Genomic DNA, 24926 nt, shown 5'->3' on the forward strand with positions numbered 1-24926 from the left:
CGGAAGCGTTTCGGTCTCACGATCGGCAGCGGTGAAAAAGGTGGTTGACAGCAGGTTGTAACGCTGTATGATTCGCCTCCCGCTACGAGGGATCGCAGCGAGTTAAGCGGTTGAAGCTAAACGAGTTTCTCGGAAAGAACTTCAAAATAAACGCTTGACAGCAAATGAGGAAAGCGTAGAATGCGCGCCTCGGTTGAGACGAAAAGTTCTTAACCAAACGCTCTTTAACAAATTGAATCAAGCAATTCGTGTGGGTGCTTGTGAGTACGGACTGATAGTCAAAAAGATTATCAGCATCACAAGTGGCCATGCGAGAAATCACATAGTCATTTGAGATTGCTGAGCCAAGTTTAGGGTTTCTTAAAAATCCAAGCAGTATTGAACTGAAGAGTTTGATCATGGCTCAGATTGAACGCTGGCGGCAGGCCTAACACATGCAAGTCGAGCGGATGAGAAGAGCTTGCTCTTCGATTCAGCGGCGGACGGGTGAGTAATGCCTAGGAATCTGCCTGGTAGTGGGGGACAACGTTTCGAAAGGAACGCTAATACCGCATACGTCCTACGGGAGAAAGCAGGGGACCTTCGGGCCTTGCGCTATCAGATGAGCCTAGGTCGGATTAGCTAGTTGGTGAGGTAATGGCTCACCAAGGCGACGATCCGTAACTGGTCTGAGAGGATGATCAGTCACACTGGAACTGAGACACGGTCCAGACTCCTACGGGAGGCAGCAGTGGGGAATATTGGACAATGGGCGAAAGCCTGATCCAGCCATGCCGCGTGTGTGAAGAAGGTCTTCGGATTGTAAAGCACTTTAAGTTGGGAGGAAGGGCAGTAAGTTAATACCTTGCTGTTTTGACGTTACCGACAGAATAAGCACCGGCTAACTCTGTGCCAGCAGCCGCGGTAATACAGAGGGTGCAAGCGTTAATCGGAATTACTGGGCGTAAAGCGCGCGTAGGTGGTTCGTTAAGTTGGATGTGAAAGCCCCGGGCTCAACCTGGGAACTGCATCCAAAACTGGCGAGCTAGAGTATGGTAGAGGGTGGTGGAATTTCCTGTGTAGCGGTGAAATGCGTAGATATAGGAAGGAACACCAGTGGCGAAGGCGACCACCTGGACTGATACTGACACTGAGGTGCGAAAGCGTGGGGAGCAAACAGGATTAGATACCCTGGTAGTCCACGCCGTAAACGATGTCAACTAGCCGTTGGAATCCTTGAGATTTTAGTGGCGCAGCTAACGCATTAAGTTGACCGCCTGGGGAGTACGGCCGCAAGGTTAAAACTCAAATGAATTGACGGGGGCCCGCACAAGCGGTGGAGCATGTGGTTTAATTCGAAGCAACGCGAAGAACCTTACCAGGCCTTGACATGCAGAGAACTTTCCAGAGATGGATTGGTGCCTTCGGGAACTCTGACACAGGTGCTGCATGGCTGTCGTCAGCTCGTGTCGTGAGATGTTGGGTTAAGTCCCGTAACGAGCGCAACCCTTGTCCTTAGTTACCAGCACGTTATGGTGGGCACTCTAAGGAGACTGCCGGTGACAAACCGGAGGAAGGTGGGGATGACGTCAAGTCATCATGGCCCTTACGGCCTGGGCTACACACGTGCTACAATGGTCGGTACAGAGGGTTGCCAAGCCGCGAGGTGGAGCTAATCTCACAAAACCGATCGTAGTCCGGATCGCAGTCTGCAACTCGACTGCGTGAAGTCGGAATCGCTAGTAATCGCAAATCAGAATGTTGCGGTGAATACGTTCCCGGGCCTTGTACACACCGCCCGTCACACCATGGGAGTGGGTTGCACCAGAAGTAGCTAGTCTAACCTTCGGGAGGACGGTTACCACGGTGTGATTCATGACTGGGGTGAAGTCGTAACAAGGTAGCCGTAGGGGAACCTGCGGCTGGATCACCTCCTTAATCGACGACATCAGCCTGCTGATGAGCTCCCACACGAATTGCTTGATTCATTGTGTAAAGACGATGCTGTAACGCAACCCTGTTATAGGTCTGTAGCTCAGTTGGTTAGAGCGCACCCCTGATAAGGGTGAGGTCGGCAGTTCAAATCTGCCCAGACCTACCAATTACTTGGTGCGGCTGGTCAAATGGGGCCATAGCTCAGCTGGGAGAGCGCCTGCCTTGCACGCAGGAGGTCAGCGGTTCGATCCCGCTTGGCTCCACCACTCTTTCAGGTTTCGCAGCACTGCTCAGAACTTAGAAATGAACATTCGGCAATGAATGTTGATTTCTGACTTTTGTCAGATCGTTCTTTAAAAATTCGGATATGTGATAGATAGACTGACATGCACTTTCACTGGTGTGTGATCAGGCTAAGGTAAAATTTGTGAGTTCTGCTCTTAACTGAGCGAAATGCGAATTTTCGGCGAATGTCGTCTTCACAGTATAACCAGATTGCTTGGGGTTATATGGTCAAGTGAAGAAGCGCATACGGTGGATGCCTTGGCAGTCAGAGGCGATGAAAGACGTGGTAGCCTGCGATAAGCTTTGGGGAGTCGGCAAACAGACTGTGATCCAGAGATCTCTGAATGGGGGAACCCAGCCAGCATAAGCTGGTTATCTTGTACTGAATACATAGGTGCAAGAGGCGAACCAGGGGAACTGAAACATCTAAGTACCCTGAGGAAAAGAAATCAACCGAGATTCCCTTAGTAGTGGCGAGCGAACGGGGACCAGCCCTTAAGTTGGTTTGAGATTAGTGGAACGCTCTGGAAAGTGCGGCCATAGTGGGTGATAGCCCCGTACACGAAAATCTCTTATCAATGAAATCGAGTAGGACGGAGCACGAGAAACTTTGTCTGAATATGGGGGGACCATCCTCCAAGGCTAAATACTACTGACTGACCGATAGTGAACCAGTACCGTGAGGGAAAGGCGAAAAGAACCCCGGAGAGGGGAGTGAAATAGAACCTGAAACCGTATGCGTACAAGCAGTGGGAGCCTACTTTGTTAGGTGACTGCGTACCTTTTGTATAATGGGTCAGCGACTTATATTCAGTGGCGAGCTTAACCGAATAGGGGAGGCGTAGCGAAAGCGAGTCTTAATAGGGCGCTTTAGTCGCTGGGTATAGACCCGAAACCGGGCGATCTATCCATGGGCAGGTTGAAGGTTAGGTAACACTGACTGGAGGACCGAACCGACTACCGTTGAAAAGTTAGCGGATGACCTGTGGATCGGAGTGAAAGGCTAATCAAGCTCGGAGATAGCTGGTTCTCCTCGAAAGCTATTTAGGTAGCGCCTCATGTATCACTGTAGGGGGTAGAGCACTGTTTCGGCTAGGGGGTCATCCCGACTTACCAAACCGATGCAAACTCCGAATACCTACAAGTGCCGAGCATGGGAGACACACGGCGGGTGCTAACGTCCGTCGTGAAAAGGGAAACAACCCAGACCGTCAGCTAAGGTCCCAAAGTCATGGTTAAGTGGGAAACGATGTGGGAAGGCTTAGACAGCTAGGAGGTTGGCTTAGAAGCAGCCACCCTTTAAAGAAAGCGTAATAGCTCACTAGTCGAGTCGGCCTGCGCGGAAGATGTAACGGGGCTCAAACCATGCACCGAAGCTACGGGTATCACCTTTTGGTGATGCGGTAGAGGAGCGTTCTGTAAGCCTGTGAAGGTGAGTTGAGAAGCTTGCTGGAGGTATCAGAAGTGCGAATGCTGACATGAGTAACGACAATGGGAGTGAAAAACTCCCACGCCGAAAGACCAAGGTTTCCTGCGCAACGTTAATCGACGCAGGGTTAGTCGGTCCCTAAGGCGAGGCTGAAAAGCGTAGTCGATGGAAAACAGGTTAATATTCCTGTACTTCCAGTTATTGCGATGGAGGGACGGAGAAGGCTAGGCCAGCTTGGCGTTGGTTGTCCAAGTTTAAGGTGGTAGGCTGAGATCTTAGGCAAATCCGGGATCTCAAGGCCGAGAGCTGATGACGAGTGCTCTTTAGAGCGCGAAGTGGTTGATGCCATGCTTCCAAGAAAAGCTCCTAAGCTTCAGATAACTGGGAACCGTACCCCAAACCGACACAGGTGGTTAGGTAGAGAATACCAAGGCGCTTGAGAGAACTCGGGTGAAGGAACTAGGCAAAATGGCACCGTAACTTCGGGAGAAGGTGCGCCGGCGAGGGTGAAGGACTTGCTCCGTAAGCCCATGCCGGTCGAAGATACCAGGCCGCTGCGACTGTTTATTAAAAACACAGCACTCTGCAAACACGAAAGTGGACGTATAGGGTGTGACGCCTGCCCGGTGCCGGAAGGTTAATTGATGGGGTTAGCGCAAGCGAAGCTCTTGATCGAAGCCCCGGTAAACGGCGGCCGTAACTATAACGGTCCTAAGGTAGCGAAATTCCTTGTCGGGTAAGTTCCGACCTGCACGAATGGCGTAACGATGGCGGCGCTGTCTCCACCCGAGACTCAGTGAAATTGAAATCGCTGTGAAGATGCAGTGTATCCGCGGCTAGACGGAAAGACCCCGTGAACCTTTACTATAGCTTTGCACTGGACTTTGAGCTTGCTTGTGTAGGATAGGTGGGAGGCTTTGAAGTGGGGACGCCAGTTCTCATGGAGCCATCCTTGAAATACCACCCTGGCAACCTTGAGGTTCTAACTCAGGTCCGTTATCCGGATCGAGGACAGTGTATGGTGGGTAGTTTGACTGGGGCGGTCTCCTCCCAAAGAGTAACGGAGGAGTACGAAGGTGCGCTCAGACCGGTCGGAAATCGGTCGTAGAGTATAAAGGCAAAAGCGCGCTTGACTGCGAGACAAACACGTCGAGCAGGTACGAAAGTAGGTCTTAGTGATCCGGTGGTTCTGTATGGAAGGGCCATCGCTCAACGGATAAAAGGTACTCCGGGGATAACAGGCTGATACCGCCCAAGAGTTCATATCGACGGCGGTGTTTGGCACCTCGATGTCGGCTCATCACATCCTGGGGCTGAAGCCGGTCCCAAGGGTATGGCTGTTCGCCATTTAAAGTGGTACGCGAGCTGGGTTTAGAACGTCGTGAGACAGTTCGGTCCCTATCTGCCGTGGACGTTTGAGATTTGAGAGGGGCTGCTCCTAGTACGAGAGGACCGGAGTGGACGAACCTCTGGTGTTCCGGTTGTCACGCCAGTGGCATTGCCGGGTAGCTATGTTCGGAAGAGATAACCGCTGAAAGCATCTAAGCGGGAAACTTGCCTCAAGATGAGATCTCACTGGGATCTTGAATCCCCTAAAGGGCCGTCGAAGACTACGACGTTGATAGGTTGGGTGTGTAAGCGCTGTGAGGCGTTGAGCTAACCAATACTAATTGCCCGTGAGGCTTGACCATATAACACCCAAGCAATTTGAGCACGTAATGCCAAATTGTGGTGGTGAAGACGAAAGACCCGAAAGATTCGCAACATCACAAATCACATATCTGAATTAGCCAAGAGTGTTCACAAGACATTCTGGGCAACCGAATTTCTTGACGACCATAGAGCATTGGAACCACCTGATCCCATCCCGAACTCAGTAGTGAAACGATGCATCGCCGATGGTAGTGTGGGGTTTCCCCATGTGAGAGTAGGTCATCGTCAAGATTCATTTCGCAAAACCCCTATCTGCGCATGCAGGTAGGGGTTTTGTCTTTAAGTAGGAACTACAGAGATTCGCAGGCACGTCCGAGAGACGGGCCAGCACACAGAATTTCTTGACGACCATAGAGCATTGGAACCACCTGATCCCATCCCGAACTCAGCAGTGAAACGATGCATCGCCGATGGTAGTGTGGGGTTTCCCCATGTGAGAGTAGGTCATCGTCAAGATTCAAATCCAAAGCCCCTGATCGCAATGCGATCAGGGGCTTTGTCTTTTCAGGGCCGTAGCCTGCAACGCATGGCGTTACGCTAGCGCAACCAGCTCAGGAACCCACCTTTCTTCACTTCCGTAGGCTTCTGCATGAGCAGTGACTCTCTACTCTGCCGGCGGAACCGCTGCAACTTGGTCAACGCCGACTGCACCTCACTACGTTGCTCAAGGCAACTGCGTACCTGTTCCTTCTCGATGCGGTAAAGCAGGCATCCGGTCAGGGTACGGAATTCGGCGAAAGAGTCATCGTCGTCAACCAGCCCCTCGATCCCGAGCACCTCGCCCGGGCCCATGCGGCCGGCTTCTACCAGTTTGTCCCCATTACGCACCGAGGCCTGAATCACACCGCTGCCAATCACCAGCAGGTGGTCCGAGTTGTCGCCGATGCCCAGGATCACCTGGTTGGCCAGGTACTCCACCGCCGTCATGCGCTGGCTCAGCGTGTCACGCTCCTCACCGCTGAGCGAGCGGAATACCCGCACCTCATCGATGAGCTCGCGCTGACGGCTGCGTGGCGCAAGCGTCAGGTCGACGTTCCACATCACCCCGCTGGCCTCCAGGTGGCGATGGGCAAGGTCGAACAATTGGTTGCGTACCTCGGTCTTGAGCGCCATGTCGGCAACGAAAGCACTGGCCTCGTATTCCACCGACTCCAGGGAAGAAGTTTTAACCGTTACCTTAGGGGCAGGAGAGGCGAGCAAGGCACTGGTGCCTTGCAGGGCCTTCTCCAACGCATCGAACACGTGCTTTGGCCGGACCTTGGCCGGCACCACCACGCTGATCACAATCCCATGCCGATCAGCTGGGCGGCTGTGGTTAAGCAGCCGCGCCTTGGCCGCCACCGAATTGGGTATTACCGCCAGGCTACCGGTGCCGGTGATCATTCGCGTGGCGCGCCAGTCGATATCCACCACCTTGCCTTCGGTACCGTCGATGGAGATAGAGTCGCCTATCTGATAGGGCCGTGTGGTATTGAGCACGATGCCGGAGAACACATCGCTCAACGTGCTTTGCAAGGCCAGGCCAATGACGATGGCCATCACCCCGGACGTGGCCAGCAACCCCTTGACCGGCAGCTGCAGCACATAGGCCGCTGCGGCCACCACTGCGGCCAGGAAGATCAGCGCCCCAATCACATCCTGCAACAGGCGCCCGCCATGGCTGCCACGTGCCCCCAGCAGCAGGCCGAACACCACCGTCACCGTGCGCGCACCGAACAGCCACCAGCCAATGGCGAGCACCGTTGCCATCAGGTTGCGCGACACTTCGTCAATCCAGGGTGGTGGCTGCAGCGGGCTCATGCCGGCAGCGACCAGCACGGCGCTGAACAGCAGGAAGATCACCAGCCGTGAGGCAATACGCCAGATGCGATGCTGCTGGGGGATCAGCTGCCAGAGCAACAAGTCGCCAATGATCAGGCACGTGCCGAGCAGCAAGGGGTAGGACTGGATGAGCGCCAGCATGGTGTTCTCGCTGCAGGGGGCTGAACGTCAGTAATAGAGCAGGTTGAGCGGGCAGGCAATGGGTGCCCACCCCATGCAGTTCAATCCACATCCGACTCGAACAGGCGCGCCAGTTCCACCCGCGCTTCCTTGGCCGTCTGCATGACCTTGGCCCGATCGTCACGCACCCGGCCCTGGGCTTCCAATACCTGCTCGTCATGCTCGGTAAAGCGTGCGATGCGGTCGGCGGCCTGCTCATCCGATAGCCCCAGCCCGGCCAGCGCACGACGGCTCATTTCCAGGCTGGAATAGAACGTCTCGCGGATCGGCTCCGCGCCGACATCCATCAGCTTGTGCACATGCTGACGGTTGCGTGCCCGAGCGATGACCTTGAGGTGCGGGTACAGGCGCTTGACCCGCTCGGCGGTGCGAATGGTCACCTCGGGGTCGTCACTGGTAATGATGAAATACTCGGCCTCGCCGACCTTGGCCGCATGCAGCACTTCGGGGCGCAGCGGGTCGCCGTAGAACACCGGCGCCTGTTCGAACATGCGCGTCATCTCGATGGCGTCCACCGAGGTCTCCAGGGCGATGAAGGGGATCTTCTGTGCACGCAGGATGCGCGAAACGATCTGGCCCATGCGGCCCATGCCGACAATCACTACCCGAGGGCTACCGGCATCTATGCTCTTGTACTGCTCGGGCACCTCGCGCACTGCTTGCGGGCGCTTCAGGGCGCGGGCGCAGCCGAGCATCAGCAGTGGGGTGATGGCCATCGACAGGGTGATGGTCATCAGCAGCAGGTCGTAGGTTTGCGTATCGAACAGGCCCTGATCCTTGCCCAGCTTGAATACCACGAAGGCGAACTCGCCGCCGGCCGCCAGCACCATGCCCAGGCGCAGCGCGCTTGCGCTGTTGAGGCCACCGGCCAGGCGGCCGACGCCGATCAGCAGTACCAGCTTCACCGCGATCAGCAACAGGGTCAGGCCCAGCAGCACCAGCGGCATGTCCACCAGCAGGCGCAGGTTGGCGCCCATGCCGACACTGATGAAGAACAAGCCCAGCAGCAGGCCCTTGAACGGTTCAATCTGCGACTCCAGTTCATGACGGTACTCGGAGTCCGCCAGCAGCAGGCCGGCCAGGAAGGCGCCGAGCGCCATGGAGATTCCTGCCTCTTCCATCAGCCAGGCGGTGCCGATCACCACCAGCAACGCGGTGGCGGTGGACACCTCCGGCAAGCCGGTGCGGGCCACGGTTCGGAACAACGGACGCAACAGGTAGCGGCCGCCGACGATGACGATTGCGATGCTGGCAAACACTTTCAGGCCATGTTCGAGGCTGTCGCCATGGCTGGTGTCCGGGCCACTGGCGGCCAGCAACGGCACCAGGGCAATCAGCGGGATTGCAGCGATGTCCTGGAACAGCAGGATGGCAAAGGCCAGGCGGCCATGGGGCGCATTGAGCTGCTTGCTCTCGGCCAGGCTCTGCAAGCCAAGGGCGGTGGAAGACAGTGCCAGCCCCAGGCCGAGCACGATGGCGGCCGGCAACGTCTGGCTGAAGCCGAACAAGGCGATGGCGCCGATCACCGCGCCGGTCAACAGCACCTGGGCGGTGCCCACGCCGAACACCGATTTGCGCATCAGCCACAGGCGTCTGGGGGACAGCTCCAGGCCAATGATGAACAGCAGCAAGACCACGCCCAGTTCGGAGATGTGCGCGACGCTTTCGGTGTCGCGGATCAGGCCCAGCGCTTGCGGGCCGATGGCCACACCGGCCAGCAGGTAGCCGATCACGGCGCCCAGTTGCAGGCGCTTGGCCAGGGGCACGGCGACCACGGCGGCAAGGAGGAAGATGACTGCGGTTTGTAGAAGGCTGCCTTCGTGCGGCATTGCTCGTACTCCTTGAACTGCGTGAGGCAGCGCTTTAGGGAACGGATGACAGGTTGCCGAAGCTTATGCCATCGGTGGAAGAGGCGAGCATTTTCGGGTGCTGCGGGAAACAGGACAATTCCAGCCTAACGGGAAGCATCGTTCTGAAAGTGGAACCTTTGATTGGCCAATCGCGGGGCAAGCCCGCTCCCACGCTTGCGGCTGTGGTAGCGGGCTTGCACCAACCCCTTACTGCAGATGCGCTTTAAGGGCCTGTGCCGCCTGGTCCATGGCACTGCGGACAGTGGGTACGGTGCTCAGCACATTGAGCAGGCCATAGTCATGGATCATGCCGTTGTAGCGCACCGCAGTCACCGGCACCCCGGCGGCGTCGAGCTTGCGGGCGTAGGCTTCGCCTTCGTCACGCAGCACGTCCATTTCGGCGGTCTGAACCAGGGCCGGTGGCAGGCCCTTGAGTTGCTCCAGGCTGGCACGCAGCGGCGAGGCATGGATGTCGTCGCGCTGACGCGGGTCTGTGGTGTAGCTGTTCCAGAACCACTGCATCATGTTGCGGGTCAGGAAGTGGCCCTCGGCGAACTGGTTATAGGAGGCGTTGTTGAAGTTGGCATCGGTCACCGGCCACAGCAGCGCCTGGAAGCGCAGCTTCGGCGTGCCGGCCTCCTTGGCCTTTATCGCCACCACCGCGGCCATGTTGCCGCCGACGCTGTTGCCGGCGACCGCCAGGCGGCTGCCGTCGACGCCGATCTCCTGGCCATGCTCGGCGACCCAGCGGGTGGCGGCATAGGCCTGGTTGATCGCGGTGGGGAATTGCGCTTCTGGCGAAGGCGTGTAGTCGACGTATACCGCCGCTGCGCCGGAGCCGACCACAAGATCGCGGATCAGCCGTTCGTGGGTGGGGTAGTCGCCCAGCACCCAACCACCGCCGTGGAAGAACATGAACACTGGCAGTTCGCCCGTGGCGCCCTCAGGGCGTACCACGCGGATCTGCAATGGCTGGCCGTCGGCCTGAATGGTCCGGCGCTCAACGCGGATACCCGACACATCGACTTTCACCCCGGCCTGGGCTCCGCTCAATACGGCGCGTGCGTCTTTCGGCGCCAGGGTTTCCAGCGGCTTGCCGCCGCCTGCGGCAAGCGCATCGAGGAAGCCTTGGGTGTTGCGTTCGACGCCAGGGCTGCCAGCGGCGAAGGCGCTGTTCACGGCCAGGGCCAGCAGGCCGGCGGTCAGAGTACGGGACAGTTTCATGTGCGGGTTCCTCTGCGTACGAGCCGGCGGCTCAGTTCTGGTTGGCAAGGGTGGTGGGCTGGCTGTAGCTCACGGCTTGCAATTGGCCGTTGCTGTCGCGGTAGGTCAGGATGGCGGTGCTGGCGTGGCCCTCAATCGCGCTGGGAGCCTCGACGGAGACCACCTGAGCGATGTCCAGCTTCATCCCGTAGCGGTAAGCGCTGGCTTCAGTGGCGAAGGCCCCGGCGCTGGTGCCGATGGCCAGGGTGGTAACGCCGAGGGCGAGGATTGTGCGAAGGGTCATGATCGTTCTCCAGGATGTGTTGAATGGGTTTGGCGACTGCTTGCTGCGTGAGATGAATATTGAGCGCAAATAGTTAGCGCGCAAAATATATTTCAGCTATGGAGAAGATTGACCCTGTGCATGATCCGTCAGCTGCCTGGTCGGTACTGCATCGCTTCGGCCAGATGGGCCCGACCAATGGCCTCGGCTTGTTCCAGGTCCGCCAGCGTACGCGCCACCTTGAGCAGGCGATGGGCCGCCCGCAGCGACAGCGTGAGGCGTTCGCAGGCGGTTTCCAGCCAGGCCTGGTCGGCCGATGTCAGCAGGCAATGCCGGCGCAGGCCGTTGAGATCGAGGAAGGCATTGGCGCAGCCCTGGCGACGTTGCTGCAGCGCGCGGGCCTCGGCCACGACAGCGGCGACACTGGCGCTGGTTTCGCCACTGGGTTGGTTATCGAGCACGGTATTCTCCCGGGCCACCGTCAGGTGCAGGTCGATGCGGTCGAGCAGGGGGCCGGAGAGTTTGTTGCGATAGCGTTGGATCTGCTCGGGGCTGCAGCGGCAGCGGCCGGTGGGGTCGCCAAAATAGCCGCAGGGGCAGGGGTTCATCGCCGCCACCAACTGGAAGCGTGCCGGGAAGCGCACCCGGTCCCTGGCCCGGGCGATCACGATCTCGCCCGATTCCAATGGCTCGCGCAACACTTCCAGCACGCGCCGCTCGAACTCTGGCAGTTCATCAAGAAACAGCACGCCATGGTGTGCCAGGGTGATTTCGCCCGGCTGCGGGCGGCTGCCGCTGTGACATGGAGAAATAGATGCAGGTTTTGGGTTGCCGAGGCCGCATTCCTCCGTAAGCTTTTGGAGCAATAGGTGCAAGAAATTTTACCAATAGCTGCCACTGGCCGAAAAATGGATAGAAATAGCTGCAACCAGCCTCATCTCACCCCTGTTCGGCGTATCAAATCTACGCGTCGTAGCCTCTCTGGCGTGTACGCTTTCCGCGGAGATGCGGTTGCGTACGAGTCGACCCTCGAGCGCGACTTCCTGCAGCGCATCGACTTCAACCGGAATGTCGTCGCGGTAGTCTCTCAGCCGGTGAGCCTGGATTTCGTCGCGCGCAACGGGCGGAGCTACACCTACACCCCAGACTTTCTCGTTTACTTCAAACCTGATAGTGGCCTACGGCCGATGCTGGTGGAGGTCAAGCCGGAGGACCAGTGGCGAGCGAAGTGGCGGGAATGGCTCCCCAAGTGGAAGGCGGCCTGGAGGTATGCCTCTGAGCAAGGTTGGAGCTTTCACATCTACGACGAGTCTCGGATCAGAGACCAAGTGCTCGAGAAAATCCGGTTCCTCGAGAGATTCAAGCGAGGGGACTTCGCGCGTGAGGACTTGGATGCCGTTGTTCAGTCCGTGGCTGAGATGGGCGTAGCGCGTTTTCAGTACCTAATAGCTCGACATTACACAGGATTCGAAGGCGAAGGTTCCTCAGTCATTTTCCATCTGCTGGCGACGCGTGAGCTGGATTGCGATGTCAGCGAATCGTTTGACGACTTCCTCGAGGTGTGGGTGGTGAAATGAGCGATCAAGACGAGTCGCGGCCTCAAGGCATCAAGCTGGACCGATCGTTTGTGAGTCTGACGGTGGGCACCTTGGTTTGCTGGCAAAAGGAAATTTTCCGCATCACCCAGGTGCTGGATTTCCAATCTGTCATGGGTATCAATGTTGAAACAGGTCGCGCGAAGCTATTGCAGATGGCGGAGCTTAAACCTGTGCTGGCCGAGAAGGTCAAGGGCGCCTACATACATCATGACTTGGAAGACATCACAAGCGAGGAGTGGGCTACCGCCCAAATGCGCTACTCGGTGATCGCGCCCTTGCTGGTTGGGGTAAAGCTCGACAAAGGAGCTGTAGAGGCGCGGGCAAAGGAAGCTGGCATTGATGCGACCACGATCTATCGGTGGATCAAACGGTACAAAGATTACCGCGAGGTCACGGCGCTGATCCCCATGAAGCGGGGCTGGGCGAAAGGACGTGTCAGAGTTACCGATAAAGTCGAGGAACTCATCGGAGAGGTGATCAATGAGTTTCACCTCACTAGGCAGCGGCCGACGCTGACGGCGACTTATGAGAAAGTTAAGGATCGTTGCAAAGCGTTGAGGATTGACCATCCAACGCTTAAAACGGTCAGGGCGCGTGTCATGCAGATCAGCGACAAAGAGCTGCTGCGAGGGCGCGGTTACAAGGAACTCGCGGACAATAAGCATTCGGCGCGCCCTGGTAGCCTGGAGGCTGAATATCCGCTCAAGATCGTACAGATTGACCACACCCCCACCAACATCATGCTGGTTGACGATGTCCATCGCAGGCCGATTGGGCGACCTTGGCTCACGTTAGCTATCTGCGTCCACTCCAGGATGATCACCGGTTACTTCCTGTCGATGAATGCCCCGTCGGCCGTCTCGGTCGCTATGTGTCTGGTGCACTCGATCCTTCCCAAGGAACGTTGGCTAGCGCTACATGGTGTAGATGCCAAATGGCCGGTATGGGGTAAGCCGGTCACGGTTCACTCCGACAATGGCCCTGACTTTAAAGCCCGTAGTCTGGTCCAGTCGTGCATCAATCACGACATCAAGCGCGAATTCCGCCCGGTCAAAACCCCTCATTGGGGAGGGCATATCGAACGGCTGCTGGGTACGTTTTCTTTGCTGGATAAGAAGGACAAGGGCACAACGTTCAGCAATCCAACCGAGCGCAAGGGTTACGACTCTGAGAAGGAGGCCATCTACACCTTCGAGGAGTTCGAAACCCGGTTGGTACGCAATATCATCAAGTACAACAACACCTTCCATTCCGCGATCAGCATGGCCCCTCTGCGTAAATGGAATCTGGCTTTCTTCGGCGATCAGGAAAACGCTCCACTGGTACCGCTGCCACCCAGGGTGGCTGATCCTTGGGCGTTCCAGCTGGACTTTCTGCCTTCAGCCCGCAGGGTCGTTCACCACTACGGCGTTGAGTGGGATGCCATGTATTACGCAGAGGCGTTGCGGCCATGGATCGGCGTCAGTGACCCTGAAACGGGCAAGGCAAAACAATGCCTGTTCAGGCGAGACCCGCGCGACATCAACCGCATCTGGTTCTATGACCCTGTGCTCAAAGAGTATTTCGAGGTCCCCATTACACATGCTAAGCATCAAGGGACCACGGTTGCTGAGTACGTTGCCGCTAAGAAAAAGGCGAGAAAGCAGGGTATGGATACGGTTGACGAGGAAACGATCGACCGCATGCTTGAGGAGAATCGCCAGCAAGAAATTGAGGCTGCGGCGAACACCAAGGAAGCCCGCAGGAAAGCACAGACGCGTACCAACAATACCAAGGGCGTCACTCCTGCAAGGCCTGAGCGACATATGGCACCGACCAAAGCGCCATCGGCGCTTCCCATGCCAGATGCATCCGGCCTGCTGGCAGAAGACGACGTCGACACGTTTGGAGATGTCTTTTGACCGACTACTCGCACATCGCCCCTCAGTTTCGCTCAGTCATGGAGCGCTCCGATGTCGAGCGGATTGAGTTTCTGAATGAGGCTCGCTGGATTGAGTACCGTGCCGGCAGCAAACTTCTCGAGTTGCTGCAGTCGCTCTTGTTCAAGCCGCCTCGGCCGCGGATGCAGAACCTCGTGATTGTCGGGGACTCCAATAGCGGCAAGACCACTTTGATCGACCGTTTTCGCACAACGACGGGCCAGCCTTACATCAGTGATGATGGCGTGAGTGTCCGTCCGGTGATCTACGCCGAAATTCACAAGCCGAATGAGCAGGAGCTTTTCAGCGCAATCCTCGACGGTTTTTGGGCACCTCACAATCCGGCAGCGCCGCTTCCTAAGCTCCGTCATCAAGCGATGCACCTCATCCGCAGCGCTCGGACTCGCATGCTGATCATTGACGAGGCACACACCATTATGAATGGGTCGCCGGTGCAGGTGATCAACCTCATGAATGAGCTGAAGATGCTAGCCAACAAGTTGCAGATCCCACTTGTATTGGTAGGCACCCGGTTGGCGGCGAAGTTGATTGACCTAGATCCTCAGTACTCGAGTCGTTTCGAAGTGATCTCGTTGCCGAACTGGGCGGTGGACGTGGATTTCCAGCGGTTCCTGAAGACGTTCGAGTCGGTGCTGCCATTGAAGAAGCCTTCGAAGCTGTACAGCCCCGACCTCGCTACACTGATTCATGCGATCTCGGATGGGGTTACAGGGAACGTTGAATACCTGCTGCAGGAATGCGCGAAAGAAGCTATTCAAAGCGGCGCGGAGGAGATCGACCGCGCCCTCCTTCAGAGGAACAAATGGATGCGCCCCACCAATGGCAAGCGGGAGCGAACCCTCTAGCTCCCATTTGGCCGCTCGTACCTCCGCTCAAGCCGGACGAGGTTTTTTCGTCTTGGCTCGTAAGGTGTGCTTTGGCAATGGGGTGTGACCCTCTGACGCTTACCAACAGCCTGTGGCCGGGGGTTCGTTTCTGGTGCCGCGATCCTGACCGGAATCTCAATCCCCACCAGGTCAAAGAGTTATCCGTGCTTGCTGGTATTCCAGCTGATCTCTTTGCTGCATCGGTGCTCTCCAGGATTCAGAGTCTCTTAGTTGGCCGGCGGGAAGATCCAAACCATGCTGCCCAATGGGTGCTGTGTTTGGGAGCACGCAATCGTCGTAGAGCTGGTGGTCTTCAGTATTGCCCTGCGTGTTTCGCAGAGGAAGGTGCCTACTACAAGGTTCAAAGTCGCTTGGCCTGGCATTGCTCCTGCCCAAGACACCGGCTCACGTTGCTGAGCAGCTGTCAGTCCTGCAATGCGCCCCTATGTCCTCACCTGTTGATGCCGCCCGAGATCGACCTGCGTTGCTGCCACCGATGCCACTTTGAGCTCGCATCAGCGTTGGCGCGGCCGGCGCTGCTGCCAACGCTGGATTTTCAAGAAACCGCAGATGGTTTGTTTTCAGGACGCCAAGCAGTCTACGGCTCGTATCTACTTGAGCTGGAGGAATGGTTCTACGTTTGTCGCTGGCTGTTGGGCATACTGCGTTGGGCCGCTCGGTTTCACAGTGCGTGCACCCGACCGTTCTTCACGAGCTTCGGTGTGGATTACATGGGCCTAACAGTGCCGGCATTGGGTCTGCCTTTTCAATACCTGCCCCCGGCTGATCGGGCGAGGTTACTGGGGGATACGTGGGCAATGTTGCAGGCTGGCCCCGATAAACTCTCGGCCGCCGCGCAACGGTTGCCGGTACCGCCTTCGATGATGCGCTTGCCTGCAGGTGATCCGCCGGCGTGCGTTCAGTCGATTTTTGCCGACGTACATGGTCGGCACAATACCGAGGCAGTGCACCACCGTGCTCACGCTGATCATACGACGAGGAACGTGTTGATGCAGTGGCAGAGATTGCTTAGGAAACTCCAACGATGACTGCCATTGAGGCCCCCCTTCAGGCTTGCGACGAATGCTGCAGGTCCATGGCGAAAGCCAAGAAGGTCCATCGCGGCAAGCGGTACTGCGAGACATGTTACGCACGGCTGTTCAAGCGGCGGGCATGTCCAGGCTGTGGGAATTTCGCGCGGCTACCCATCTTCCACATCGGGGCCAAATGTCGGACCTGCGAGTTGAATGAGCCGTGTGTTCGGTGCAAGCGGGCTGGTCGGTCGGTGGGCATGCTTACGCCGTACGGTCCTGCCTGTAACAGCTGTGCTCACTACTTCAGGACCCCCGAGGCTTGTGATGTTTGCGGGGAGCATTCGACGCGATTAACACGAGTGCTGAAGTCCGGTTCTGATGTCCGCTGCTGCCCTAAGTGCGCCCGCAGCGAGGCCGCAACCTGTCCGAGTTGCAGGAGGCATCGGGTGTTGATCCCTCAGGGTGATGCTCCGGCGTGCTGTCGGGCATGCGCAGAGCAGGGAGAAGTACCGTGTCAGCGTTGCGGCGAAGCAATGCCAGCGGGGTATGGGAAAACATGTGAGTCGTGCTACTGGAAGAACTCGTTGGTGCAGCGCTTGGCAATCAAGCAGGAGGCCTTTGAGCAACCGCATACTCGGAGCTTGTTCGTTGAGTTTGTTCAGTGGCTGGAGACTCACGTGGGAGCCCAGCGCGCGTCGCTCAAGATCGGTCGATATCATCCTTTCTTCGAGTTCATCGAGCGCTACCCTCTGGAGATTCCTTCTTATGCTGACCTGTTTGAGCACTTTCAGGCAGAAGGGCTGAGACAGTTCCGTACACCGATGAAGTGGCTGAAGGAACACTATGGCGTGTACGCTGACCCTGCTTTGCAAGAGCGAGTGACCGAGAGTCGCAGAATCGAGGCGCTGCTCGGTAAGCCTGTACCAGGACCGGCAAGGACGATACTGCATAGCTTCCATGCAGAGATGATGGCCAGGCTCGCTGCGGGCACCGTCGCGTTGAGAAGCATACGAATCTCGCTCAGGGCTGCGGTGGCCTTACTTGAGGAGGCATCAGCGAGCTTTGGCAAAGTACCTGACCAGCCTGATGTGCGCCGCTACTTGCTCAAGAAACCTGGGCAGCGGGCAGCCGTGCAGGGCTTCGTTCTTCACTTGAATCGGACTCATGGGCTGACCTTGAGTACGGATGTTGACGATAAAGCCATATCCAGGGCCCGGCGCAAGTATCTGGAAGCGCAGCTCATCGGCATGATGGGTAGCGGCGAGTCAGGTGAGCAGTTCGAACGCAACTGGATCAAGGTAGCGCTCATGCTGTTCCATGACGTCGCCCGACCAAGCAAGCGCAAGCTCAGCTACGAACACCAGGTGATCGATAGTCAGGAAGGGTTTGCCGTGCGCAGCGGTAGCAAAGATTATTGGGTGCCGGCACCTCTTCGCCGGTAGCGCTAGGTGCAGTCGCTCCGGGTTCAATGGCTGACGATAATTTTGAGCGAAAGCTCTTAACGTTTCGTTAGCGCATTGAGCGCTAGCCGAAGCGTACGTGCGGCCAAAAAAGTTTCGCCGGCCATGTAATGCCGGTAAAAATGGGGCGTGTACCGTTGAATATCCGGAATTTTTCTGAATTTCCCCATCTGTAGTCGTACTTGTGAGCAGATGTAGGGGATTTCTGCTTGGGCCGGTTTATCGCCGGGAAGTGTTATGACAAGGCCAGATATTTTTTCTTCGTAGCTAACGCCTTTTTTTGCTTTGCGCTTTCTCTGAAGTTCAAAGAGGTAGTAAGGCTTGCCCGACATCTTGAAGCGAGCAATGAGTATTCCGCGTCTGCCGCTTCTGTTCTTGAAGGAAAGCCAGTTTTTAAGACCTGAAGGACCACCTTCATCGAGATCTGGAAGCGTATGGAACCGATATTCCCTGTCATTCCTAAAGCCGAACTTCTCGTGGTACCAGCCGAGTTCCGAAATACCCTTCCGGTTCTGTAAGTCAACTAACGCGCCCCAGATCTCATTGACGATACCGCCATTGCCGATGATCATTTCAGCTTGGGGAACGACCCTGCCCACACCGTCTTCGCCTTTCCCGTCGCCGGTCGAGTTGCGCTCCTTGTCGACATGATCCACAGGAACCTGTGTCTTCCTCGAGTACGTGAGGTTTACTTTGGTTACCTCGTGGGGACAATCCTCCCCCAGCATTCGAAATCCAGGATCGCCTATGACTTTGGGCCTGGCATTGGCTTCAGGCTCTTCATCATCGGTCACGTAAATCGGCGTCTTGGGTTGATCTTCCGGACCATCAGGTACAGGGGTGACGATCGGCTTGCCTGTTTCTAAATCCTTCTCCGCATACACTGCCTTCGCAAGGACATAAGAATGAAACCTGGGCCGGCTCATGCCAGTTAGCTCGGTACACAGAAACGTCTTTCCACCGTTCGTCCAGATGCCGCGGCACGCTACTTGAGCGATTCCTTCAAACCACGGCTTGACCTCCAAGCCCGCTGGCAAGCGGCCCTTTGCGAGGGCGTGGTCGAACTGGCTGTAAATGTATTTAGCGGCGCTTCGGCTATAGGGCGAGTACAGCATGTGCGCCAGGATTAGGGCGTCCTGGTCGGGGATGAAATTGGCAGGTGTGACTGTCCATCGGACGGGATCGGGATCAATGCACCCGTAGAGACGCTCTTGTACGCCGTCCCAATCGTAGGTGGTCAGGACGCGCCTGATCTCTGCCGAGGCTCCATAGCCACGAGCCAGGAACTCAAGGCACGGGATCAGCAGGTTCTTGCCTTTTTTCCCTATGATCGGGAAGTTGAGGAGCTTCGCATCTGACCGGTTGAAGTGCAGTTCATAGTCATGTTTGGAGAATGGCAACGTCCGATCTCCGAAGGTGGAGAAGCTCCACTTCTTTTCGGTGAAGTCGACAGTGAACTCCTCTTCTGGTCCTCGATCGATCTCATTGATGCAAACGCCATTCTTCCAGATGGTACCCTTCCGGAAGGTGCCCAGTCTGCTGATGCCAATCGAGAATGGCACATAGCCATGCGGGATGTCGTTTTCATCCAGATAACGAAAAACAACATCCGCTCTGATAATCGTGGAAAACGAACCATCAGGCTTTTCAACCACGTGGCGGTGAGGCCGTTCGTACCACCATACAACCATCTCCTTCGCGACGTGCTCGATCACTCCACCATGGTTTTCAGAACAGATGGTTTCCCTTGGCAGGGTTCGGATGACCGGGCTCGTCACTGCAACATCTCCTTGTGAGTACGGCGGGGAAGCTAGTCCAGCTTCCGCTCATCACTGATCAGCCCATGAGTACGGGCATTACTGATCCTCTGCAGGAGGCCTTTGAGGCGAGCATGTTCAAGCCTTGGCCACGTCTGGCGATCACGCGGGTTCGTAATCAGAGAAAATCATGTCAGAGATAGCGAATTATGCTGTCAGGATATCGAGCATAGCCACTATAGGGCCATTACTTTCGAAGGCGCCGCTGGAAGGTACAGATGGCCCGATTGAGGCGGCCAGCGGGATCGTGTAGCTAATGAGGAGGCGGTTTTCGTCGGCGCCGCGGCTTAAGTCGGATAGGTAAGCGGCATTCCTCCAGTGAACCCCGACATCTTTCAACGGGCCGCTTTGAAGGATGTACTGCAATTCGGCGTTTCGCTCCTATTCCGTACCGTCTCCGCTATTGGGTCTCTGAGCGTTCCAGTCGTTGATGTGCCGGGTCATGAAGGTCAGGCCTGCTAGGCCGATGTCGTCGAAGTTGAAGTCATACCGCAGCTGCCAGGACTTTTCCTTCGCGCCGGCGAAGTCATTGATCTGGAAAAAGTTGACAAGGTAAGGGGCTATCCCATCGATGTAGGGGAAGGCAGTCGCGCCTGACATTTGCTGACAACCCGCCCCCAGGCTGTGGCCATCTAGGCTGTAATAGAGTGCAGATGTCCACATTCCATGGAACGTGGACGATTTCTTCTACAAAACTCATGGTAGTCAAGTGAAATCTACACAATTTGGGATATTTATGTCGGGAAACCATCTGCATGCGCTCTTAAGCCTGAAGCACGCGCATCCATTACCCGGTGCCCTAGGGGTAAACTGAATACTGCGCTACCAGATGACTCGCGAGATACGATCACTCCCCTGGTACGGGGCGTAACGCCGTCAAAGCCGCTGCTCGTTACAGCCAGGCAGAGAGGGCCTGAAGAATGCTGCAAGAGTTGCTTAAGGGGACAGCGGCGACAAGCGTATTCGCACGGACGAGCCGCAAGGTTGCAGCGAGCTGCGATAGCACTGTCACGACTCCAAGGTTTACACCACCAAGTGTAGATGCTCCAGTTTAAATTTCGCTTCTGTATATTCAACGGCGGTTATTAACGTGTGCGCCGTTCCAATGAGTTTTGGAGCGGGAGCGCCAATACTCTAAAATTCCTCTAGCTATTGCCCGTCGGCCAAAGTTACCATCACATGGCTGGCATTCAAGAAGACTTGCCAGTCTGAGGTGTTGAGCTGACTATCTTGGTCTGAGCAAATCATCTCCTGGTACTGCGGGTTGCTATTTGTGGATATTATACTTTAGTAGAGGTCGCCTCGATTAAATTGTTACTGTTTGTGATTTGACTGAAATGTTTGGCGGCTCAGCGGCATTCGACCATAAATTGCTCTTCTGTTACGGCTAAAGTTGATCGTACTCCCAGCGCTCTGCTGGTGACCGAAGTGGTTGCCGTATTAAAGAATTGTGTATGCCTGCCGTTAAACAAGATGAGGTGTCTCTTGCACCACTGTAAACGCACTGAATTACCCTTCTTGCACTTTAGCGGAGGGCTTCGGGGCAGCATGCGCTGTGAGCTTCGGGTAGCTAAGGAAAGGGATTTATGAACAGTATTCCGACATTCAATTCATATTCTGTTGCCGACAATAAATCTAGTCAGATTTTTCAGGTAACTAAACCAGCCGAAGCCAACCTTGGCAATGTGCCCGCTGTCAATGAGGGTGCAGGGCGGACGGAGTCTGGCAACAATGTGCAAATTAGCCAAGAAGCATTAGATAAATATAGAAACTACGCCGAAGCGTTAAAGGCGGCCAACTCTAGCGGCGGTAAGTCAGGGCTTTCTGACGGAGTCCAAATTGTTGACCCCAATGCACTGAGCGAAGAAGAAAGCAAAAAATTAGTCTCCAGCATGTCTAGGGACTCCCTTGCCATACAGTTGGATGAAATAAGCAAAAAATTTGAGTCCATTGAGGTGGCATATGTTCGCCACCGTGCTGTGGATGATCAGATAGATAAAACTTATCTCGATGTTCTTAAAAAGATAGCTACCGATCACCCTGACTTAAAGGGTGCGTCCTTCGGTTTCAGTGTCAGCGCAGCGAGGGAAATAGTCCTCGTGAACGCTGATGAGCTTACCAAGGACCAAGCGGATCGGCTGCTCAAGGTACTAAACGGATCAGAGCTCTTAGTGAAGCAGGCCAATGAATTGGCCGACGCTCAGATTGCAGTCTTCGCAGCCGAAAGCTTCAATGATAGTAGCGTGGAGTTCAATCGACGAAACTACGCCAAAACTATTGATATAAGTGCACAGGTCCTGTCCAGGATTGAGGCTCGTAACGCGCCTCGGGACGGTTCTGCGGTCGAGGTGCATCAAAAGAACTGGAATAATAACTGGAGGCAGCAGTTGTGGGCCAAAGGAGAGAGGGTATAACTGCACACGATTCGCCGCTTGGGAGCAGAGCCTGTGGGTGACTGGTAAGCCCGCTCACAGGCCCGCCTCGACATTGGGGCTCAGTCATAAGCTTTCGCCAGCACTCGACTCTTTTCAAAATCCCGCTTGAGCAGTCCGGAGAGCACTATGGCATTCGGATGGACTGCCTCGCCTCTGGCAATAGTGTCAGTATCAGCACCTCAGTCGCCGCCCACATCTGGTAGTCGTTGATGGCTTGGACAGCGACTCTGCCTGAGTTTTCAGGCGCTCAACAGGTGGCGCCCCAAGAAACTTCGCTCCGTGCTAGAGCTTCATGGCCTCGGCTGTCTGGAGCATCTGCTGGGTGTCCGGCATGATTATCTTTTCAACACCGCTTTTCACAGCTCAGTTCCAGTCATTTGATCAGTGCACTGTAGGAGACTTGGTAGCGACCAGGAGAACCTACAAGGCGGTGGGTGCCAGCAGAAACGGGCAAGTGGCTGAAGGTGCCATCACGAGTTGATCATCGTGATGGTGTGTATAGATTGTTAAATTTCCCCCATACCTAACGGAGTAGAGTACCTGATGAGTTTGATGGTCACGCGCAGACAGTTGATTGGGGCAGGCATTGGTTGTTCGGTTGCTATGGCAGCGCCGGCCTGGGCCTCCAGTTCACTGGCGCATGAGTTGGAGGCGCTGGAGCACTCATTGGATGTAACGCTCGGATTATGGGCGCTGGATACGGGCACAGGAAAGATCGTCTCTTATCGTGCCGGAGAACGATTCGCCTTCTGCAGTACTTTCAAAGTCGTGCTAGCTGCTGCAATTCTCGCGAAGAGCGCTGACGACAAGGGGTTACTTGACCGAAGGATCACCTACTGTGAAGACCAACTGGTCGTTTACTCGCCAGTAACGGAGAAGCATGTGGGCGATGGTATGACGGTGTCTGCGCTGTGTGCCGCGACCCTACAATACAGCGATAACACGGCTGGAAATATCCTCCTAGAACAGGTCGGTGGGCCAGTCGGATTGACAGCCTTTGCTCGTAATCTCGGCGACCCGGCATTCCGCCTGGACCGCAATGAGCCTGAACTGAATACTGCGCTACCAGATGACCCGCGAGATACAACCACTCCGCTGGCAATGGGTATGACGCTGCAAAAGCTGCTGCTCGGTAACAGTCTGGCAGAGGCGGGCAGACTACAGCTGCAAGAGTGGCTCAAGGGGAACACTACCGGCGATAAACGCATTCGCGCGGGTGTGCCGCAAGGCTGGGTAGTTGGAGACAAAACTGGTTCAGGCGATTACGGCGTTGCCAATGACGTTGCGGTCATATGGCCTCCCGGTAAGGCACCGTGGATTCTGGTTGTATTCACTCGGGGGCAGCAGAAGGCCTCTTCATGGAGCAATGAAGCTATCTCCTCGTCTGCACGGGCTGTGGTGAAATCTTTGGGCTAATAGCGGTTCTGATGTTATCCGGGGCTGAGCTGTCGTGACCCATTAGGCTCTATACAGCTGGCGCCGTTTACGGCCCTTCGCAGCACAAAGAATTACTGCCTCTCTATGGCGCGGCCTCCTGCTGCGCTGCGAATAAGCCCCAGCCCTTTGTATTAGATATGGCCGGTCGCCCACATGGCTGCGGGGACGAAAGCAATAATTCACCACTGGCAGCTAGCGACCCAAAGCAGACACTTGATAACGAGGCCGCTTAGCGACCCACACAAGCTCCACGCTTGTGCCCGTGGCCACCTTACTATCACTCAGATGCTGGGGCTCCGAGATTTGCTTAAGCGCGATGGCTCAATCTGTCAGCAGTATGAAGCGCTGAAGCTTCAATTGGAGTCGAATAGTACTGGTGGGATGGTTGAGTATCTGGAGAAAAAATCTCCGCTTATTTTTGCGGCACTACTTCATTCCGGTATGACCATTCCTGAATGGCCGATTGGGCCCGGCGGTCTGATATAAAACGTCTCTGGTCAGCGTGGGCGCACACTCGATGTAGCTCAGAATTTCTGAGCATCGAGAGGTGAGTATGACCAGAGACAGGTATGGGTTAGATAACGATCGGCTGGGTAGCAAGCCAGCCAAAAGCGACGGTTCGTCGGAGGGGCAAGGTGGCGAGGGAAAAAGAGCGCTCCCCGAGGATCGCGATGACTACATCGACAAGCGCCCCTTTCATCGCGAGAAGAGGCAGGGGCCGCCGGACCCATCGCGGGCCTCCAATGCCGAGCGCTATAGCCATTACAAGCGCCCATTGGAGTAATTCACAGGCCGGCATCTGACTGCATGGCTGATGAGCTTCTTCGGCAGCTCGAACAGAGAACCTCGCGCCAACTCAAGGCACTGGCATGTAGGGCAGCAGGCGTTCGGTCTCTTTCTTTACCACGGCGTAACATTCGCAGCTCAGCAGTTCCAAGCGTGCCCTGTCGAGGACTTTGATCTGCCCGCGGTTGTACTCGATCACCCCAAGGCGCTGCAGCTTGCCTGCAGCATCCGTCACGCCCTCGCGGCGCACCCCCAGCATGTTGGCGATCAGCTCCTGGGTCATGCACAGGCGATCGCCTGGCAGGCGGTCGAGCGACAGCAGCAACCAGCGGCACAATTGCTGGTCGATGGAGTGATGGCGGTTGCACACTGCCGTTTGCGCCATCTGGGTGATCAGTGCCTGGGTGTAGCGCAGCATTAGCATCATCATCTCGCCATGGCGGTTGAACTCGTCCTTGAGCCTTTGCACGGGTAGGCGGTAGGCATGTCCTGCACTTTGCACGATGGCCCGGCTGGGTGTGCTTTCCCCGCCCATGAACACGGCGATGCCCACCAGCCCCTCGTTACCCACTACCGAGATTTCGGCTGATGCGCCGTTTTCCATCACATAAAGCAATGAAACGATCGCATCGGCCGGGAAGTGGACATAGCGCAGGGTGTCGCCGGACTCGTACAGAGCCTTGCCCAGGGGCAGGTTCACGTGCTCCAGGTCCGGCGCCAGCCGGCTGAACGTTTCTGCCGAAAGTGCAGCCAGCAAGTGGTTCTGCAAGGGTGGGGGAGCGGGATGCATACGCGGGACCATTGACGGCAAGGGGTGTCGGAACAAGATTAGCCTAGCGAGGCCGAGGCTTGTGTTCGTCAGGCCTTTGCTCGCC

At 56.3% G+C, this 24926-nt stretch carries 14 protein-coding genes, 2 tRNA genes, 4 rRNA genes and 2 pseudogenes; 14 read left to right on the forward strand and 8 right to left on the reverse strand.

The features are described from left to right. The first annotated feature begins 380 nt into the window (after positions 1-380). The 6 genes from LOY51_RS00590 (at position 381) to rrf (LOY51_RS00615) (ending at position 5797) form a co-directional block, all read left to right on the forward strand. Positions 381-1917: ribosomal RNA gene (locus LOY51_RS00590) — 16S ribosomal RNA — on the forward strand. 86 nt (positions 1918-2003) lie between these two features. Further along, a tRNA-Ile gene (locus LOY51_RS00595) sits at positions 2004-2080 on the forward strand. Between the two features lie 24 nt (positions 2081-2104). Then, positions 2105-2180, forward strand: a tRNA-Ala gene (locus tag LOY51_RS00600). Between the two features lie 245 nt (positions 2181-2425). Then, positions 2426-5319: ribosomal RNA gene (locus LOY51_RS00605) — 23S ribosomal RNA — on the forward strand. 137 nt (positions 5320-5456) lie between these two features. After that, positions 5457-5572 (forward strand): 5S ribosomal RNA (gene rrf, locus LOY51_RS00610). A 109-nt stretch (positions 5573-5681) separates the two neighbouring features. Continuing rightward, a 5S ribosomal RNA gene (rrf, locus tag LOY51_RS00615) occupies positions 5682-5797 on the forward strand. Together the 16S, 23S and 5S rRNA genes with 2 tRNA genes alongside form the textbook arrangement of a ribosomal RNA operon. Before the next feature lie 81 nt (positions 5798-5878). Here the strand turns inward: rrf (LOY51_RS00615) and LOY51_RS00620 are convergent. From LOY51_RS00620 to LOY51_RS00640, 5 genes and pseudogenes are all read right to left on the reverse strand, one after another. Beyond that, complete coding sequence (locus LOY51_RS00620) at positions 5879-7303, reverse strand: mechanosensitive ion channel family protein (protein ID WP_258643939.1); 1425 nt, start codon at positions 7301-7303, stop codon at positions 5879-5881. Between the two features lie 80 nt (positions 7304-7383). Next, on the reverse strand, positions 7384-9171 hold the full coding sequence (locus tag LOY51_RS00625; protein ID WP_125857040.1) for a monovalent cation:proton antiporter-2 (CPA2) family protein: 1788 nt from the start codon (positions 9169-9171) through the stop codon (positions 7384-7386). A 228-nt stretch (positions 9172-9399) separates the two neighbouring features. Beyond that, positions 9400-10416 (reverse strand): alpha/beta hydrolase, encoded by a 1017-nt coding sequence (locus tag LOY51_RS00630; protein ID WP_125462110.1) that lies wholly within the window; start codon positions 10414-10416, stop codon positions 9400-9402. 31 nt (positions 10417-10447) lie between these two features. Beyond that, on the reverse strand, positions 10448-10699 hold the full coding sequence (locus tag LOY51_RS00635; RefSeq protein WP_125857041.1) for a DUF2790 domain-containing protein: 252 nt from the start codon (positions 10697-10699) through the stop codon (positions 10448-10450). Between the two features lie 128 nt (positions 10700-10827). Beyond that, positions 10828-11472, reverse strand: a pseudogene (locus LOY51_RS00640) (ATP-binding protein); the annotation flags it as partial. Positions 11473-11547: 75 nt separating this feature from the next. On the opposite strand from LOY51_RS00640, the gene LOY51_RS00645 reads away from it, so the two are divergent. The 5 genes from LOY51_RS00645 to LOY51_RS00660 all read left to right on the forward strand — a co-directional run bounded on the left by LOY51_RS00645 (position 11548) and on the right by LOY51_RS00660 (position 17558). Beyond that, positions 11548-12255, forward strand: coding sequence for a TnsA endonuclease N-terminal domain-containing protein (locus tag LOY51_RS00645; protein ID WP_309475587.1), 708 nt, complete (start codon positions 11548-11550; stop codon positions 12253-12255). Then, a complete protein-coding gene (locus tag LOY51_RS00650) occupies positions 12252-14177 on the forward strand; it encodes a TnsB C-terminal domain-containing protein (protein ID WP_258643941.1) in 1926 nt (641 codons plus the stop codon). Before LOY51_RS00645 ends, LOY51_RS00650 begins: the two co-directional genes overlap by 4 nt. Beyond that, a complete protein-coding gene (locus LOY51_RS00655; protein ID WP_258643948.1) occupies positions 14174-15061 on the forward strand; it encodes a TniB family NTP-binding protein in 888 nt (295 codons plus the stop codon). Before LOY51_RS00650 ends, LOY51_RS00655 begins: the two co-directional genes overlap by 4 nt. After that, on the forward strand, positions 15019-16131 hold the full coding sequence (locus LOY51_RS27015; protein WP_374046888.1) for a TniQ family protein: 1113 nt from the start codon (positions 15019-15021) through the stop codon (positions 16129-16131). Before LOY51_RS00655 ends, LOY51_RS27015 begins: the two co-directional genes overlap by 43 nt. Positions 16132-16712: 581 nt before the next feature. Then, on the forward strand, positions 16713-17558 hold the full coding sequence (locus LOY51_RS00660; protein WP_258643950.1) for a hypothetical protein: 846 nt from the start codon (positions 16713-16715) through the stop codon (positions 17556-17558). Between the two features lie 56 nt (positions 17559-17614). On the opposite strand, the gene LOY51_RS00665 is transcribed toward LOY51_RS00660, so the two are convergent. Both LOY51_RS00665 and LOY51_RS00670 read right to left on the reverse strand, forming a co-directional pair. Further along, a complete protein-coding gene (locus tag LOY51_RS00665) occupies positions 17615-19354 on the reverse strand; it encodes a hypothetical protein (protein WP_258643951.1) in 1740 nt (579 codons plus the stop codon). Positions 19355-19540: 186 nt separating this feature from the next. Continuing rightward, positions 19541-20056 (reverse strand): annotated as a pseudogene (locus LOY51_RS00670) (OprD family outer membrane porin). A 923-nt stretch (positions 20057-20979) separates the two neighbouring features. Here LOY51_RS00670 and LOY51_RS00675 point away from each other — a divergent pair. From LOY51_RS00675 to LOY51_RS00685, 3 genes are all read left to right on the forward strand, one after another. Next, complete coding sequence (locus LOY51_RS00675; RefSeq protein WP_258643953.1) at positions 20980-21807, forward strand: hypothetical protein; 828 nt, start codon at positions 20980-20982, stop codon at positions 21805-21807. 564 nt (positions 21808-22371) lie between these two features. Further along, positions 22372-23244, forward strand: coding sequence for a class A beta-lactamase (bla, locus tag LOY51_RS00680; protein ID WP_258643955.1), 873 nt, complete (start codon positions 22372-22374; stop codon positions 23242-23244). Positions 23245-23418: 174 nt separating this feature from the next. Beyond that, positions 23419-23751, forward strand: a complete 333-nt coding sequence (locus tag LOY51_RS00685) for a GrpB family protein (RefSeq protein ID WP_258643964.1) — start codon at positions 23419-23421, stop codon at positions 23749-23751. Between the two features lie 370 nt (positions 23752-24121). Here the strand turns inward: LOY51_RS00685 and LOY51_RS00690 are convergent, their stop codons facing one another. Further along, positions 24122-24841, reverse strand: coding sequence for a Crp/Fnr family transcriptional regulator (locus tag LOY51_RS00690; protein WP_186517558.1), 720 nt, complete (start codon positions 24839-24841; stop codon positions 24122-24124). Positions 24842-24926 lie beyond the last annotated feature (85 nt).

This window comes from Pseudomonas sichuanensis (genome assembly GCF_024749065.1).
GTDB lineage: Bacteria > Pseudomonadota > Gammaproteobacteria > Pseudomonadales > Pseudomonadaceae > Aquipseudomonas > Aquipseudomonas sichuanensis.